At 28.9% G+C, this 15,158-nt stretch carries 13 protein-coding genes; all 13 read left to right on the forward strand.

Annotated elements, in window-relative coordinates:
• The 13 genes from DM444_RS07210 to DM444_RS07270 all read left to right on the forward strand — a co-directional run bounded on the left by DM444_RS07210 (position 1) and on the right by DM444_RS07270 (position 15,157).
• Positions 1-1,434 carry an MBOAT family O-acyltransferase gene (locus tag DM444_RS07210; protein WP_111285100.1) on the forward strand — a complete coding sequence of 478 codons (1,434 nt, stop codon included), beginning with the start codon at positions 1-3 and terminating at the stop codon, positions 1,432-1,434.
• A complete protein-coding gene (locus DM444_RS07215; protein ID WP_111285101.1) occupies positions 1,434-2,315 on the forward strand; it encodes a hypothetical protein in 882 nt (293 codons plus the stop codon). Before DM444_RS07210 ends, DM444_RS07215 begins: the two co-directional genes overlap by 1 nt.
• Positions 2,312-3,412: an acyltransferase family protein gene (locus tag DM444_RS07220; RefSeq protein WP_111285102.1), complete on the forward strand. Its 1,101-nt coding sequence runs from the start codon at positions 2,312-2,314 to the stop codon at positions 3,410-3,412. The genes DM444_RS07215 and DM444_RS07220 overlap by 4 nt, the downstream gene beginning before the upstream one ends.
• Positions 3,413-3,445: 33 nt before the next feature.
• The gene (locus DM444_RS07225; RefSeq protein WP_111285103.1) at positions 3,446-4,600 is read left to right on the forward strand and encodes a glycosyltransferase family 4 protein; all 1,155 of its coding nucleotides are present in this window, start codon (positions 3,446-3,448) and stop codon (positions 4,598-4,600) included.
• Positions 4,601-4,698: 98 nt separating this feature from the next.
• Positions 4,699-6,129: a glycosyltransferase family 2 protein gene (locus DM444_RS07230; protein ID WP_239455611.1), complete on the forward strand. Its 1,431-nt coding sequence runs from the start codon at positions 4,699-4,701 to the stop codon at positions 6,127-6,129.
• A 51-nt stretch (positions 6,130-6,180) separates the two neighbouring features.
• Positions 6,181-7,128, forward strand: a complete 948-nt coding sequence (locus tag DM444_RS07235; protein WP_111285105.1) for a hypothetical protein — start codon at positions 6,181-6,183, stop codon at positions 7,126-7,128.
• 45 nt (positions 7,129-7,173) lie between these two features.
• A complete protein-coding gene (locus tag DM444_RS07240) occupies positions 7,174-8,160 on the forward strand; it encodes an exostosin domain-containing protein (protein ID WP_162614933.1) in 987 nt (328 codons plus the stop codon).
• On the forward strand, positions 8,157-9,152 hold the full coding sequence (locus DM444_RS07245; protein ID WP_111285108.1) for a glycosyltransferase family 2 protein: 996 nt from the start codon (positions 8,157-8,159) through the stop codon (positions 9,150-9,152). The genes DM444_RS07240 and DM444_RS07245 overlap by 4 nt, the downstream gene beginning before the upstream one ends.
• A gap of 1 nt (position 9,153) precedes the next feature.
• Positions 9,154-10,134: a hypothetical protein gene (locus DM444_RS07250; RefSeq protein WP_111285110.1), complete on the forward strand. Its 981-nt coding sequence runs from the start codon at positions 9,154-9,156 to the stop codon at positions 10,132-10,134.
• Between the two features lies 1 nt (position 10,135).
• Entirely contained in the window at positions 10,136-11,254 is a 1,119-nt protein-coding gene (locus DM444_RS07255) for a glycosyltransferase (RefSeq protein WP_111285112.1), read from the forward strand.
• Positions 11,251-12,339 carry a glycosyltransferase gene (locus tag DM444_RS07260; RefSeq protein ID WP_111285113.1) on the forward strand — a complete coding sequence of 363 codons (1,089 nt, stop codon included), beginning with the start codon at positions 11,251-11,253 and terminating at the stop codon, positions 12,337-12,339. The genes DM444_RS07255 and DM444_RS07260 overlap by 4 nt, the downstream gene beginning before the upstream one ends.
• A gap of 15 nt (positions 12,340-12,354) precedes the next feature.
• Positions 12,355-13,695 carry an O-antigen ligase family protein gene (locus DM444_RS07265; protein WP_111285115.1) on the forward strand — a complete coding sequence of 447 codons (1,341 nt, stop codon included), beginning with the start codon at positions 12,355-12,357 and terminating at the stop codon, positions 13,693-13,695.
• Between the two features lie 67 nt (positions 13,696-13,762).
• Positions 13,763-15,157: a sugar transferase gene (locus tag DM444_RS07270; RefSeq protein WP_111285117.1), complete on the forward strand. Its 1,395-nt coding sequence runs from the start codon at positions 13,763-13,765 to the stop codon at positions 15,155-15,157.
• The last annotated feature ends 1 nt before the right edge of the window (position 15,158 follow it).

The raw sequence follows: 15,158 nt of genomic DNA on the forward strand, positions 1-15,158 counted from the left end.
ATGTTTTTTAACTCTTTGGCATTTGCCATCTTTTTGCCAATTGTTTTTTTTCTGTATTGGTTTGTTTTTAATAAAACCAAGAGCACACAAAATGCTTTATTAATTCTAGCAAGTTATTATTTCTATTCTTGTTGGGATTGGAGATTTTTATTTCTGTTAGTTTTCTCAACATTTCTAGATTATTTTACAGGAATTCAAATCGAAAAAAGTAACTCCGAAAAAGGAAGAAAGTTTTGGTTCTGGCTTAGTATTTCAGTCAACTTAGGCTTTTTAGGAATTTTTAAATACTATAATTTCTTTGCATCTTCATTTGCAGAAATGTTCACTTCTTTTGGATTCAAAGTAAGCCCATTTTTGCTAAATGTGATTCTTCCAGTTGGGATTTCATTCTATACTTTCCATGGATTATCTTATGTAATTGATATTTATTATAAAAGAATAAAAGCCGAATATAACTTTATTGATTATTCTCTGTTTGTGAGCTATTTTCCACTTTTAGTTGCAGGACCAATAGAAAGAGCGACACATTTACTGCCAGAACTAAAAGAAAAACGCGAATTTAATCTTGAAAAAGCAAAAGAGGGAGTTTATCAAATTGTTTGGGGATTGGTAAAAAAAGTAGTGATTGCAGATACTTGTGCAGTATATGCTAATGCTATTTTTGATCATTACCCTTCAATGAATTCTTTTTCATTAATTATGGGGGCAATTTATTTTGCTTTTCAGATTTATGGCGATTTTTCAGGTTATTCAGATATTGCGCTTGGAGTATCTAAATTATTTGGTTTAGATTTATTACGAAATTTCAATTACCCATATTTTTCAAGAGATATAGCCGAGTTTTGGCGTCGCTGGCATATTTCGCTTTCATCTTGGTTTAGAGATTATTTATATATTCCTCTCGGTGGAAGCAAAGGAGGACTTTGGATAAAAATCCGAAATACCTTCATCATTTTTATCGTTAGTGGGTTTTGGCATGGTGCCAACTGGACATACATTGTTTGGGGATTCATAAATGCTGTTTATTTTCTTCCGTTATTACTTTCAAATAGTAATAGAAATAATATGGATTCCATAATTCTAAAATGGAATCTAGATTCTGTAAAAGTATTATTTAGTATTCTAACCACATTTTTATTGACCTGTATTGCTTGGGTGTTTTTTAGAGCAAGAACTATTACAGATGCTATTTTATATTTAAAAAGAATATTTACTAATGGCGAGTTTAGCCCTCAGTATTTAGATAATGAACGATATAATTATGAATTATTATTGATGATTAGTCTGTTTGTTTTAGTAGAATGGAATAATAAAACTAAAGTAGAACCAATTTCAGGAAAAAAAAGTTGGTTGAAAATGGCACTGGCAATTATGGCAATTATTGCTTTCGGAACTTATTCTGATTATAAAGAATTTATTTATTTCCAGTTTTAATGAAGAAGTTTTTATTATACATATTAGGAGTTTTTCTTTTAACAGTTTTGATAGCGGTTCTCTTGGACGGATTGTATACTTATTCTTTTATACAGTCCAAAAACCGTGGAAAAATAGAAACTGTTTTCAATTCTACAGCAAAGAAGTATGATGTGGTTATTTTAGGTTCTTCAAGAGCTAATAACCATTTTGTTTCTCAAATGTTTGAAGATAAAGGATTAAAAACGTTTAATTACGGAATGAGTGGCGGACATTTATTTGAAGCATCTTTAATGTTGAAATTGATGATAGAAAGAAAATATGAAATCAAAAATATAATTCTCGAAGCAGATTTAAATCTTTCAAATGACCAAGAATCCGAAGGAGTTGCAACAAAATTTCTGCCGTATATTCATTGCTCAAAAGTTATAAAAGATCATTTTTCGACAGAAGAAAACTTTAACGAATTGTATTATATTCCTTTTTATAGATATGTAAAGTTTGATTCTAAAATTGGTTTTAGAGAAATTTACAAAATAGCAGTAAATGAAAAAACAAATGCTTTGGATAACTTAGGATATTATCCATTGGAAAAACACAAAAATGGCAATATGAAAAACAATATTGTCAATCTAAATCCTTTGCCACGCAATAAATATTATGAAGAGATAAAAAATATTTGTAAAAAGAACAACATCAATTTTATTGCTGTTATGACTCCAATGTGTGAAAATGTAGTTGGAATGAATTATTTTGACAAAGTAAAAAAAGCATATCCAGAAATTCACAATTATGAAAATACAGTTATAGAAAATAAATATTTTTCGTCTTGCGGACATATGACAGATGAAGGAGCTAAAAGGTTTACAGCAAAAATTTTAAGTGATTTTTTCAGTTTATGAATGTAATTAAGTTAGAAAAGTTAGATTATATTGATGTTATTAGAGGAATAGCTATTTTAATGGTTGTAGTTACTCATACTGCTCAGCAAGGATTGGTTAAATTGCCTCATCTGTTATCTGTATCTCTGAGTTTTGGAGCAAGAGGTGTACAGCTTTTCTTTATTGCTAGTGCTTTTACTTTGTTTCGATCTTATAAGAAAAGAAATAAAATTGAAAAAAATCCAGTTAAAAACTTCTTCATCAGACGATTTTTTAGAATTGCTCCAATTTATTATTTAGGCATTATATATTATATATTTAGGATAATGTACAATCTTCCTTATTGGCAGGCAAGTCAACCTCATATTACTATTGGCAATGTGATTTCTAACTTTTTTTATTGTCATGGTTTAAGTCCTTATTGGATTAATAGTCTTGTTCCAGGTGGATGGTCCATAACAGTCGAAATGTTTTTTTATATTTTGTTTCCTTTCTTGTTTAAAAGAATAGAAAACATCAATTCTGTGTTTATATTTTTAAACTTTACTTTATTAGCCAAATTGGTTTTACAGGAGCTTTTCCAGCATGTAAGTTTTATTTCAGATTCCTATTTGTGGAGAGAATTCATTTTTTATTATTTTCCAAGTCAATTACCAATTTTCGCATTAGGTATAATTTTATATTTTCTAATTGAAAATCCTGATAACATAAAATTGGTTAAGATTAAAAATCTTGCCTTTTTTTTCATTTTGCTTCCTTTACAAATTGGATCAAAATTCGATTTTCTATATTTAAATCATATAATCTTCGGTATAATCTTCGTAGTTTTTGCTCTTCTTTTGAGTAAAGGAAAACTTAATTTTTTATCTAAATCATTTATACGATATATTGGTAAAATAAGTTTTAGTATTTACATAATACATTTTATAGTTATAGCATGGTTAGCTAAGTTTCATTTAATTGATTTCTGCAATAACGGCTTAATTAATTTACTCTTACGATTTATATTAATCTTGTTTTTTTCAGTTCTTATTTCAACTTTAACTTATCGTTTAATTGAAATCCCGTTTCAGAATTTGGCTAAAAGAATTATTCTAAAGACAGAAAATGATAATTAAAATAAAAAACTGTTTTTTCAAAAACAATTAAATATGCATATAGCTTTTTTAACGCCTGAATTTCCTCATCCTCAAGTTGCTTATGCAGCTGGAATAGGAACTAGTATAAAAAATCTTACTACAGCATTAGGTAATGAAAATATTAAAGTTACCGTTTTTGTTTATGGTCAGAAAAAACAAGAGATTTTGGAAGAAAATGGGGTTACGATTCATTTAATTCAAAATAAAAATTATAAACTTTTTAGTTGGTTTTTTCATCGAAAATATATTCAGAATTATGTCAATTCAGTTATTAAAAAAGAGAAAGTTGAATTACTAGAAGCTCCTGACTGGACTGGAATTACTGCTTTTATGAATTTAGATGTGCCTCTAGTAATTCGTTTTCACGGAAGTGATACTTATTTTTGTCATTTGGAAAATAGAAAGCAGAAACGTAAAAATTTTTGGTTTGAAAAATTAGCCATAAATCAAGCAAAAGCTTTTATTTCACCAACGAAATTTACAGGAGAGATTTCAAAAAAACTTTTTAATATAAAAGAAAAAGAAATCATAACCATTCATAACGGTCTGGATCTTGATAATTTTGAAAACCAAACCCCTAAAGAATTCGAAAAAAATCTGATTCTATATATTGGAACTCTGATTAGAAAGAAAGGAGTTTTAGAACTACCTGAAATTTTTAGAAAAGTTCGGAATGATAGTCCTGAAGCGAAATTAGTTTTAATTGGTACAGATTCGTTCGATATAAAAACAGGTTCAAAATCAACATGGGAACTAATGAAAGATTTGTTCACTGAAGAAGACTTGAAGAATGTAAACTATTTGGGCAAAATTCCTTACAATGAAATTCAAACTTATATAAAGAAAGCAAATATATGTGTGTTTCCAACTTTTGCAGAAACCTTAGGAATGGTAACTATAGAATCAATGGCCATGAAAAAAGCGGTTGTAAACAGTAATATTGGTTGGGCACAAGAGATTATTGTAGATGAAGAAAGCGGTTATTTGGTTTATCCTTCAAATCATGATCTTTATTCAAATCGAATTATTCAGTTACTTAAAAACAATTCACTTTGTCAGGAAATTGGAGAAAAAGCTAGAATTAGGGTAGAATCTCAGTTTGATAGCAATAAACTGGTGAAAGAAAATGTAGAATTTTATAAAAAGATAATCAATAAGAAAATCTAATGGTAGTTGTTTGTCATCAAAATAATAAAGTCGTAAAAGTTTACAGGGATGGAAAAGTAATTCCATTTGAAAGATCTTTAAATATCGCTTCGACTTTAATGATATTAGCGAAAAAATTTCCAGTAGATAGATTAATTTGGATCCATATTACTATGGAATCCAACATAAATTGGGAGGCACTAGATTCAATTTTTCATCATGACAAAATCATGGCATCTTTCAATAAAGATAGTGAAGAATATTTTTCTGATGGTATTGGATATATTGATGAATCTATATTTTTAAATGTTAACAAAAATGTTAGTTATCCAACTTGGTTGACTAGTAGTGCCGTTGGAGGAATTAGTTCGAAAGTACTCTTGCAATTTGAAGATAAAATTAAGCTAAAAAAAGACTTTGATTATTTTTTGCATAGTTTAGCAAAAATGGGAGCCATAAAAGGATTATTTTGCTATTCGGAACCAAGGCTCGTTATAGATAAAACGATTTCAGTTCCAAGTGAAAAGGCAAATATTTATACCTTATTTCAGTTTGCAAAACAGCATTATCGTACACGCTGGATATTCATACTTTTTTTTAATCTCTTAATTTTTGAGAAACGATTTCCCTTAGCTGCTTTGTTGTATTCTTTACCATTTAAAAAACGAAATAAGGGAAATATTGATTTGTCTACAATACCTGTTCAATCAAAATTGATCGTTTTAGATTCGAAGACTATCGACGTTGTTATTCCAACAATTGGCAGAAAAACGTATTTATATGATGTTCTTAAAGATCTTTCTCAGCAGACTCATTTGCCTAATAATGTAATTATTGTAGAACAAAACCCAATTCAGGGGAGTATAAGTGAATTAGATTATCTAACTAAAGAAGAATGGCCGTTTGGTATAAAACATATATTTACTCATCAATCAGGAGCTTGTAATGCTCGAAATCTGGCTATGAGTCAAATTTCTAGTGAATGGGTATTTCTAAGTGATGATGACATAAGATGCGACAAAAATTTGATAAAAGATATTTTTTGTAAAATAGAGCAGTATGGAATTTCAGTAGTAACAACTTCTTGTTTGCAAAAACATGAAAAATTAGTTTATAAAGATATTCATCAAACCAGTATTTTTGGTTCGGGATATAGTTTTGTAAAATCAAGCTGTTTAATTAATGTCTCTTTTACAATGGCTTTAGAATTTGGCTATGGAGAAGATTTTGATTTCGGAATGCAATTACGACAAGAAGGATTTGATGTAATCTATTTCCCTGATCCAGCTATTCTACATTTAAAAGCTCCATTTGGAGGATTTAGAATTAAACTTCAGTTTCCTTGGGCAAATGAAAAATATCAGCCAAAACCATCTCCAACAATTATGTATACAAAACAGAAATATTTGAGTCCAAAACAAATTAAGGGTTATAAATTAAGACTGTTTATAAAATCAATCAAAAAAGAATCTCTTTTTAATTGGGTTGAATTTTATACTACATTTAAACAAAGATGGAATGTTAGTTTAGATTGGAGTAAAAAAATATAAGAATGCAAAGTTTTTTATTAAACAAAGGAATTTAAAGAAGTTAACAATTATATGAAGTTAATAAGAAAGCAAATTGCACGCTTTTACAAACATCTCGTTTTACTAAAATATTATTCTAAAAAAATAGATTTTTCTAGTAAACCAAAAAAAACAAAAATTATTATTTGTTTCGACGGTAATTTACCACATGGAGGACTTGTAGATCGATTAAAAGGAATAATATCTTTATATGAAATTTCCAAAATTTTGGATTTTGAGTTTAAAATTTTTTTCACGCACCCATTTGAATTAACAAACTTTTTAGAACCAAACTTAGTTGATTGGATTATAAAAGAAGAAGAACTTAAATATAATGTTTTCACTTCTAAGATTGTCTATTTAATTAATGATTTTACTGCACCTCTTCATATTTTTGAGAGATCAAAAGCAAAAACATTTTTTGTGTATTGCAACGTTGATTATTTAGCGGGATTATACCCTACTAAAAATGAAAGTGAGATAAAAGCTATTTGGAAAAATAATTATAGCAATTTATTTAAAACCTCAAACTATCTGCAGGAGAAGTTAAATGTTCTTAGTTCTGAATCTAGGATAGCATTTCATACTAGATTTACTACGCTTATGGGAGATTTTTCAGATTCAACAAAAAAGATTCTGAGTGAAAAGGAAAAATTTGATTTAACACAAAAAGTTATAAAAGCTATTAATAATAGGACAAGCCAATATCCTGACAAGGTAATATATGTGTTTTCTGATAGTGATTTTTTTTTAAATTATGTTAGAACTAATACTAGTTATAAGACTTTGGCCGGAGTACCAAAACATATAGAAAATAACAATTCTGATCTTGATTATCATTCTAAAACATTTCTTGATTTTTACTATTTAGCAGGTAGTGAGCTTGTATTTTTAGTGGCAATTGATCAAATGTATTACAGTAGTTTTTCAAAATATGCTGCTATAATTGGAGAGGGCGAATTTAAAAGCATAACGAATTAAAATATCTGCTAGAGTATGGTGAAGATATATACAGAACATCTTTTCTTGACAGAAGATAACAGAAAAATAATATTTCCATTATTATTTGATATGGTATACCTGCCAAATAATCACACAAGGTCAAATTTTATTTTTGCAGATTCTCTTTCTGAAGCTGACGTTGCCATTTTTCCTGTAGATATTGTTTCTTTTTTAAGAAAAGATAAGACTAATTTCTTCCATAATTGGATTGAAAAAGTTTCACAAAATAAAATGCCAATTTGGATTTATGCAGGTGGCGATTTTGGATTTGCCCTTAAAAATGAAAATGTTTTAACTTTTAGGTTGGGAGGTTTTAATTCAAAACTGGCTGCTAACACATGTATATTGCCATGTTTTATAAATGATCCATATGATAAAATTTTAAAAAATGATTTTTTTGTACTTCCAAAGAAAGAAAAACCAAATATTGGTTTTGTAGGAAATGCAAATGGATCGTATTTTAAATTTATTAAAGAATTATTACTTTATATCCAAAAGAACGTATCTAATTTAGGCTTAAAATACCCAGAAGATTATCATTCTTTTTATCCAGTAGGAAAAAAAAGGCATCAACTGCTTTATAAAATTCAAAAAGAAAAAAAAATCCAAAGCAATTTTATTTTTAGAGATAGATATAGAGCAAGAAATGAAAATAAAGAAAAAACAACAATTGAGTTTTTTAAAAATATTCAGGATAATTTATATACTTTTTGTCTGCGCGGAAATGGAAATTTTTCTGTTAGATTTTATGAAGCATTGATAATGGGAAGGATTCCAGTTTTAATCGATACAGATGTTAGATTGCCTCTATCTGATAAAATTAATTGGACAAAACATTGTTTAATAGTTTCTGAAGATTCTATTATTCAAGATTTGATTCTTTTTCATACGACTAAAACAGAGATGGAACTTAAGCAAATACAAGAAAATAATAGAAAACTAGTACTAGAAAAACTGAATAGAATAGATTATTTTATTCAGATTGCAAATGAAAAATTTAAAAATAAATGAAGTTCTCTTTAATTATCTGCACTTACATGCGTCCAAAATCATTATTGGAACTTTTACTTTCAATTAAACTTCAGAGTGTTTATCCAAACGAAATTTTGATTGTCGATGGATCATTGGACAAAGAAACAGCTAAAATTCTAAGTGAACATAATTTTAAGAATTTGGAATATTTTTCAGTTTCAGATGAGCATCGTGGGCTTACACGACAAAGAAATTTTGGTATCTCTAAAACTGCTCTTGATTCTGAAATTGTCTGTTTTTTAGATGATGATACAGTTTTAGAATCTAATTATTTTGCGGAAGTTATAAAAACATTTCAATCAAATCATGAAATTATTGGAGTAGGTGGAGTTGCAATTAACGAGAATAAATGGCAACCACAAGAAATCAATGTTTCATACAATAAAAGGAAATACTATTTGTTTGAAAAATATGCCTATAAAGAAGGATTACGAAATGTTGCTCGAAATTATCTGAGACTTAGCTCTAATCTAGGTCCAGGAAAAATGCCCAATTATTCGCATGGAAGAACTTGTGGATTTCCTTTGACGGGAAAAACATACGAAGTTGATTTATTGATAGGAATGTCAATGGCATTTCGGAAAAGTGTTTTGGATAAAATTAAATTTTCAAAATTTTTTGAGGGTTACGGTCTTTACGAAGACGCAGATTTTAGCTTGAGAGCTTTACAGTTTGGAAAAAACATGGTAAATACAAACGCACGATTATCACATTTTCATGCACCGTCTGGGCGACCAAATAAATATAAATATGGTAAAATGGTAGTAAGAAATGGATGGTATGTTTGGCGAGTAAAAAATCCTAATCCGATTTTGAATGATCGTTTGAAATGGAATGCTATCACATTTTTATTGATTTTGATACGATTTACAAATGCGATTAAAGGAAATGAAAAAAAAGACGCTTTTGGAGAAGCAATAGGACGAGTTGTTGGATGCTTTATTTTAATTTTTAATAAACCAAAAAAGTAAAATGAAAACAAAAATTTACATTTATGGACTTTGTAATATATTCTATGATGCATATTATATTCAAGGACTAAATGAAATTTATAAGAATTTTGAGTTTAATGTGTCAAAGTTTCCAGCATTTAGCCAAGGTACTTTTGCTATAATTATTGAAGAAGGAAATCAATCAAAAAAAATAATTATAGACTCAAGAGATTCTAGTGAAATTGGCACTGCAGAACTTGAATGGTGCGATGTTTACGGAAAAATAAATTATAACACTAAGGAACTGCCAGTTAATCATAATAAAAAAGTTGTTCCTATTGGTCCAAGTTTTGGGGTTAAAATCTGGAATTTAAGTGAAACATTGTATTTTTTAAGTCTCAATTTTTTTAAGTTTAGAAAGAACATTAAAAATAAAAAAGAGTTTGTAGCAAATTATTGGAGGCAATATAAAAGGCTGGACCTGAAAAAATATCAACATGTAAAATCTTCTTCGAATGAAATCTTTTTTATGAATTCAATTTGGAAAAAGGAAAATGAAACAAATGAGAATAGGGCTTTATTTATTGAAACATGTAAAAACAATTCGGATCTTAATTTTGAAGGAGGATTTGCTGCTAGAACTAATGGAGATAATTTAGGTTTTGATAAATTAGTATATTCAAAAAAAATTCCACTTAATATTTATATCGAAAAAATTAAAAACTCTGCATTTGTATTCAATACACCAGCTGTTCTTTCTTGCCATGGCTGGAAGTTAGGAGAATTTTTAGCTCTTGGGAAAGCAATTATCACAACTCATCATTATAATGAGTTACCTGCAGATTTAGAGAATGAAAAGCATGTTTTGTATATTGGAAATAAAGACGATTTGCAAAAAAATATTAAGAAATTGATAGACGATCCAAACTTTAAAAAAAGCTTAGAATTGGAAAGTCGAAATTATTTTGACAAATATTTAGCGCCTCAAAAAGTTATTTTAAGATTAGTAGAAAGAAACTAGAATGAATTTTTTAATAATAACACATGTCAATCATATTCATAAAGACAATCAATATTTTGGTTATGGACCATATATTGGAGAAATGAATATTTGGTTGAAATATGTTAATAAAGTAACAATTGTTGCTCCATTAAAAAATGGAAATATTTTGCCTATTGATCTATCTTATCAGTGCAATAATATAGATTTTAAAAATGTTCCAGATTTTAGTTTTACATCTCTAAAAAGCAGAATAGCATCAATTTTTAAATTACCTATTATTTTCTGGAATATATATCTGGCAATGAAAAAAGCAGATCATATTCATTTAAGATGTCCAGGGAATATGGGATTAGTCGCTTGTTTTGTTCAAATTCTATTTCCAAATAAAATAAAAACTGCTAAATATGCTGGTAATTGGGATCCAAATAGCAAACAACCCTGGACATATAGATTACAGAAGTATTTGCTAAAAAATACTTTCTTGACTAAAAATATGAAAGTTTTAGTTTACGGTGATTGGAAAAATCAATCAAAAAATATCAAATCCTTTTTTACAGCTACTTACTCTGATTCAGAAAAAGAGATAATCGATAAAAGCAACGCTAATTTTTACTTTAAGTTTCTTTTTGTTGGAAGTTTAGTGGATGGAAAAAGACCTTTGTATGCAATAAAATTGATTGAAGGATTAATTGAAAAAGGCTATAATGTTACATTAGATTTATATGGAGATGGTGTAGAAAGAAATTCTCTTGAAAACTATATTCGGACTAACAATTTAGATAAATATATTTTCTTAAAGGGAAATCAAAATAGAGAAACTTTAAAAAAGGCATATAAAGAAAGTCATTTCGTTGTATTGCCATCAAAAAGTGAAGGTTGGCCTAAAGCAATTGCCGAGGGAATGTTTTGGGAATGTTTCCCTATTGCGACTAAAGTTTCTTGCGTTCCTTCGATGTTGGATTTTGGGACTAGAGGAATTATGTTAGAAATGAACTTAGAGAAAGATTTAAATGAAATTGCGAAAATAATTGAAAATGAAGAAGCGTTTACGAATAAAAGTAAATTAGCTTCAATCTGGTCGCAAAAATATACAACTGACATTTTCGAAAAAGAAATTAAAGCATTGTTACAAGTATGAGAATCGTACAGATAATAGATTCCTTAGAAACTGGAGGAGCAGAAAGAATGGCCGTAAATTATGCCAATGCACTTTCGGAAAAAGTTGAATTTTCGGGCCTAATAACAACTCGTAAAGAAGGTTTGCTTTTAGATTATTTAGATGAAAAAGTGTCATATTTATTTTTGAAAAAAAAATCAAGTATTGATCCAAAAGCTCTTTCTAGACTGATTAGCTATCTAAAAAGAAATAAAGTAGAAATAATTCATACACATAGTTCTTCATTTTTTATTGCGGCTCTAGCCAAAACTTTTATTCCAAAGATTAAAATTATATGGCATGATCATTTCGGTATTTCTCAAGATTTAGATTCTAGAAAAAACTTAATATTGAAAATAGCGTCATTTTTATTTTTAGGAATTATTTCAGTAAACGATTATCTGAAAAAATGGGCTTTAGATTATTTACATTGCTCGAATGTCTCTTATTTCCCTAATTTTATACACGAATCGGTAGATTCTTCAAGTAATTTTAAACTAAAAGGAATTGATGGCAAAAGAATAATTTGCGTTGCCAATTTGCGCCCACAAAAGAATCATGAACTATTGATAAATGGAGCAGAAATACTTCATCAAAAATTCCCAGAATGGTCATTCCATTTAATTGGTAAAGATTTTCATGATGATTATAGTAAAAATCTTGTAGAAAAAGTAAAAGACCTTGAGCTTACTGAAACAGTATTTTTCTATGGAGAGATGATTAACACACAAAATTTGCTTAAACAATCTGAAATTGCTGTTTTGACCTCTCACTCAGAGGGACTTCCTTTGGCTATTTTGGAATATGGATTGTCGAGCTTACCAGTTGTTGCAACAAATGTTGGGGAAGTAAAAAAAATTATACAGTCTCCGCAAGAAGGTTTGTTGATAGAATCAAACAATTTGGAACAATTTGTAAGATCTGTAGAAAATTTGATCGTACACGAAGAAACGAGAAAAATAATGGGTAAAAAATTATTTTCTCTAGTTGAGCAGAATTTTAGTGAAAAATCAATTTTGAATGGGTACATCGCATGGTTGAAATCTTTGACTACTTTTGCGAAATAAACCTTTATTTATTAAATGAAAAATATAAAATTTACCTATACATCATTAATCATTCTGCATATTGTAATAGCATTTGCTGTCTTTGTACTTCCTTTTTTGTCTAAAATTTATGCTTTTCTAATTCCAGTTATAGGTGCTTTTTTTGTTTTTAAAAATAAAAACAAAAACAATGAAGTATTGTATGTAAGTGCCTATTTAGTGGGAGCTGAGGTTTTTTTACGTATGACAGGTGGAAATTTTAACAATGAGTATGTGAAGTATTTGGTCGTCTTTTTTATGCTTTGCGGTATGGTTTTTAACAACTTTTCTAAAAGCGCATTCATATTCTCATTTTTTTTAATACTACTATTACCTGCTGTTTTAATTACCACAGAAACAGCTAGTTTTGATATTGATATTAGAAAAATTCTAGTTTTTAATTTATCTGGCCCTTTTTGTTTAGCTATATGTGCAACTTATATGATTAATAGAAAAGTTGTCTTTAATGAGCTTCAGAACATATTAAAGGCAATTGGTTTTCCTGTAATAGCAACTACTGTTTATTTGTTTTTATATACGCCAAGTATAAAAGAGGTTGTAACAGGAACTCAATCAAATTTTGCAACTTCAGGAGGGTTTGGTCCCAATCAAGTTTCTACAATACTGGGATTAGGCATATTTGTCTTTTTTACTCAATTGGTCCTGTTCTCAAAATCTAAAAAAGACATTTTTATTAATGGAAGTTTACTCATATTCACAAGTTATAGAGGTATTGTTACTTTTTCCCGAGGAGGAATTTTTACTGCAATAGCAATGATTATTTGTCTGTTTGCTGTTGTTTATTACTTTTCTAACGCTAAAGGGAAAAGCAAATTTGTTTTAGTTTTTTTCTTAACAGGATTAATATCTATTGGAATATGGACTTATACTTCCTTTCAAACCCATGGACTTATCGAAAAAAGATATGCTAATAAAGATGCTCGTGGGAGAGAAAAAAAAGATCGTTTAGGTGGTAGAGAAGAAGTTATGAATGCAGAAATAAATTTGTTTTTGAATAATCCTGTTTTTGGGGTAGGAGCAGGAATGAGTAAATATGAAAGAGTTGAAGAATTAGGACAAGAAGTAGCCTCACATAGTGAAATTACAAGACTAATCGCGGAACATGGTGTATTTGGTATTTTTGCATTTTTAATTCTTTTTTTTACACCAATTATTAGTTATATAAACAACAAGCAACATTTATATTTTCTATCTTTTTTTATGTTTTGGTTACTTACCATTAACCATGCAGCCATGAGAATTGCTGCACCAGCGTTTGTTTATGCACTATCACTTCTTTATGTTCAGGTTAAAATTCCTGAGGAAACAGAAAATTAATAGGTTAGTATTATTTTTTTACGATACATTTGCCATGCCCAATAATCATATTTAAAACCTATTAGCGATGTTTTCAAAAAGGAAAATGCATTTCGAGATTTCGGAAAGGAAAGTTCTACTTTGTCTTTTCGATGCTGCATTTATATTTACAGCTTTGTTTCTGTTGAGTTTACTTTTTGATTATCGATATTATTCTTTAAACGAAAATAGGTTCTTCAAATCTTTCTTACTGATTGGTTATGTATATGTTTTCGGAGCAATTTTCGAAATGTATAATTTACAAACAGCCAGTAATCAGTTTCAGATTCTGAAAAGTGTAATTCTAACTTCACTTACCGCTGTAACGGTATATTTATTTACGCCAGTTTTATCGCCAGAACTTCCTAAACAAAGGGTCGTAATCGTAATTTTTTATTTTGCTATTTTAAGTGCTTTATTGTTATGGCGCTTTTTCTATGTTTACTTTTTGGCATCGCATCGTTTTTCTCAAAATGTGGTTTTGATTTGTGACCAAAGTGAGGTTGAAGATTTAGTTTTAGGACTGGAAAATGTCGATCCGCATTATAAAATTATTGGTTTTGTAAACTCCGATTCGGTTTCAGATGAGAATCTAGATTTTCATTATGTAAAAGAAATAAAAAAAGAAGATTTGGAACATTTTGTAACCACACACAATGTTTCGGAGATTATAATTGCATCACAAAAAACTGATGGTATCACAACCGATTTGTATCAGCAATTGCTTCATCTATTAGAAAACGGAAATATTATTCGAGAATATACTCAAGTTTACGAAAGCAAAACGCAACGAATTCCTGTACACTACATTGGGAGAGATTTTTATCGTTTCTTCCCATTTAGCAGAAGCAACAATAATAAATTATATTTATTGCTGATTCGATTAATGGAACTTTTCTTTTCTTTTCTAGGACTTGTATTCTGCGCTATTTTTATTCCGATCATTATTATCGGAAATCTTTTTGCCAATAAAGGAAGTCTTTTTTATACTCAAGAAAGAGTAGGTAAAAATGGAGTTATTTTCAAAATTTATAAATTCAGAACCATGACCGAGAATTCGGAAGCCAATGGTGCCGTTTTTGCGACTCACAATGATAAAAGAGTTACTCCATTTGGTAAATTTATGCGAAAATCAAGAATTGATGAACTTCCTCAGTTTATTAATGTTTTAAAAGGCGATATGGCTGTAATTGGCCCAAGGCCAGAAAGACCTTTCTTTGTTGAAGAAATTGCAAGTGTCATGCCTTTTTATGAAACGCGCCACGTAATTAAACCAGGACTTACAGGCTGGGCGCAGGTAAATTATTCGTACGGAGAATCAATCGACGAAAGTTTGATTAAACTTCAATACGATTTATATTATATCAAGCACAGAAGTGTATTTCTGGATCTGAGTATTACTTTCAAAACCATTACTACGGTTTTATTCTACCGAGGCCAATAAT

It is taken from the genome of Flavobacterium ginsenosidimutans, assembly GCF_003254625.1.
Taxonomy (GTDB): domain Bacteria; phylum Bacteroidota; class Bacteroidia; order Flavobacteriales; family Flavobacteriaceae; genus Flavobacterium; species Flavobacterium ginsenosidimutans.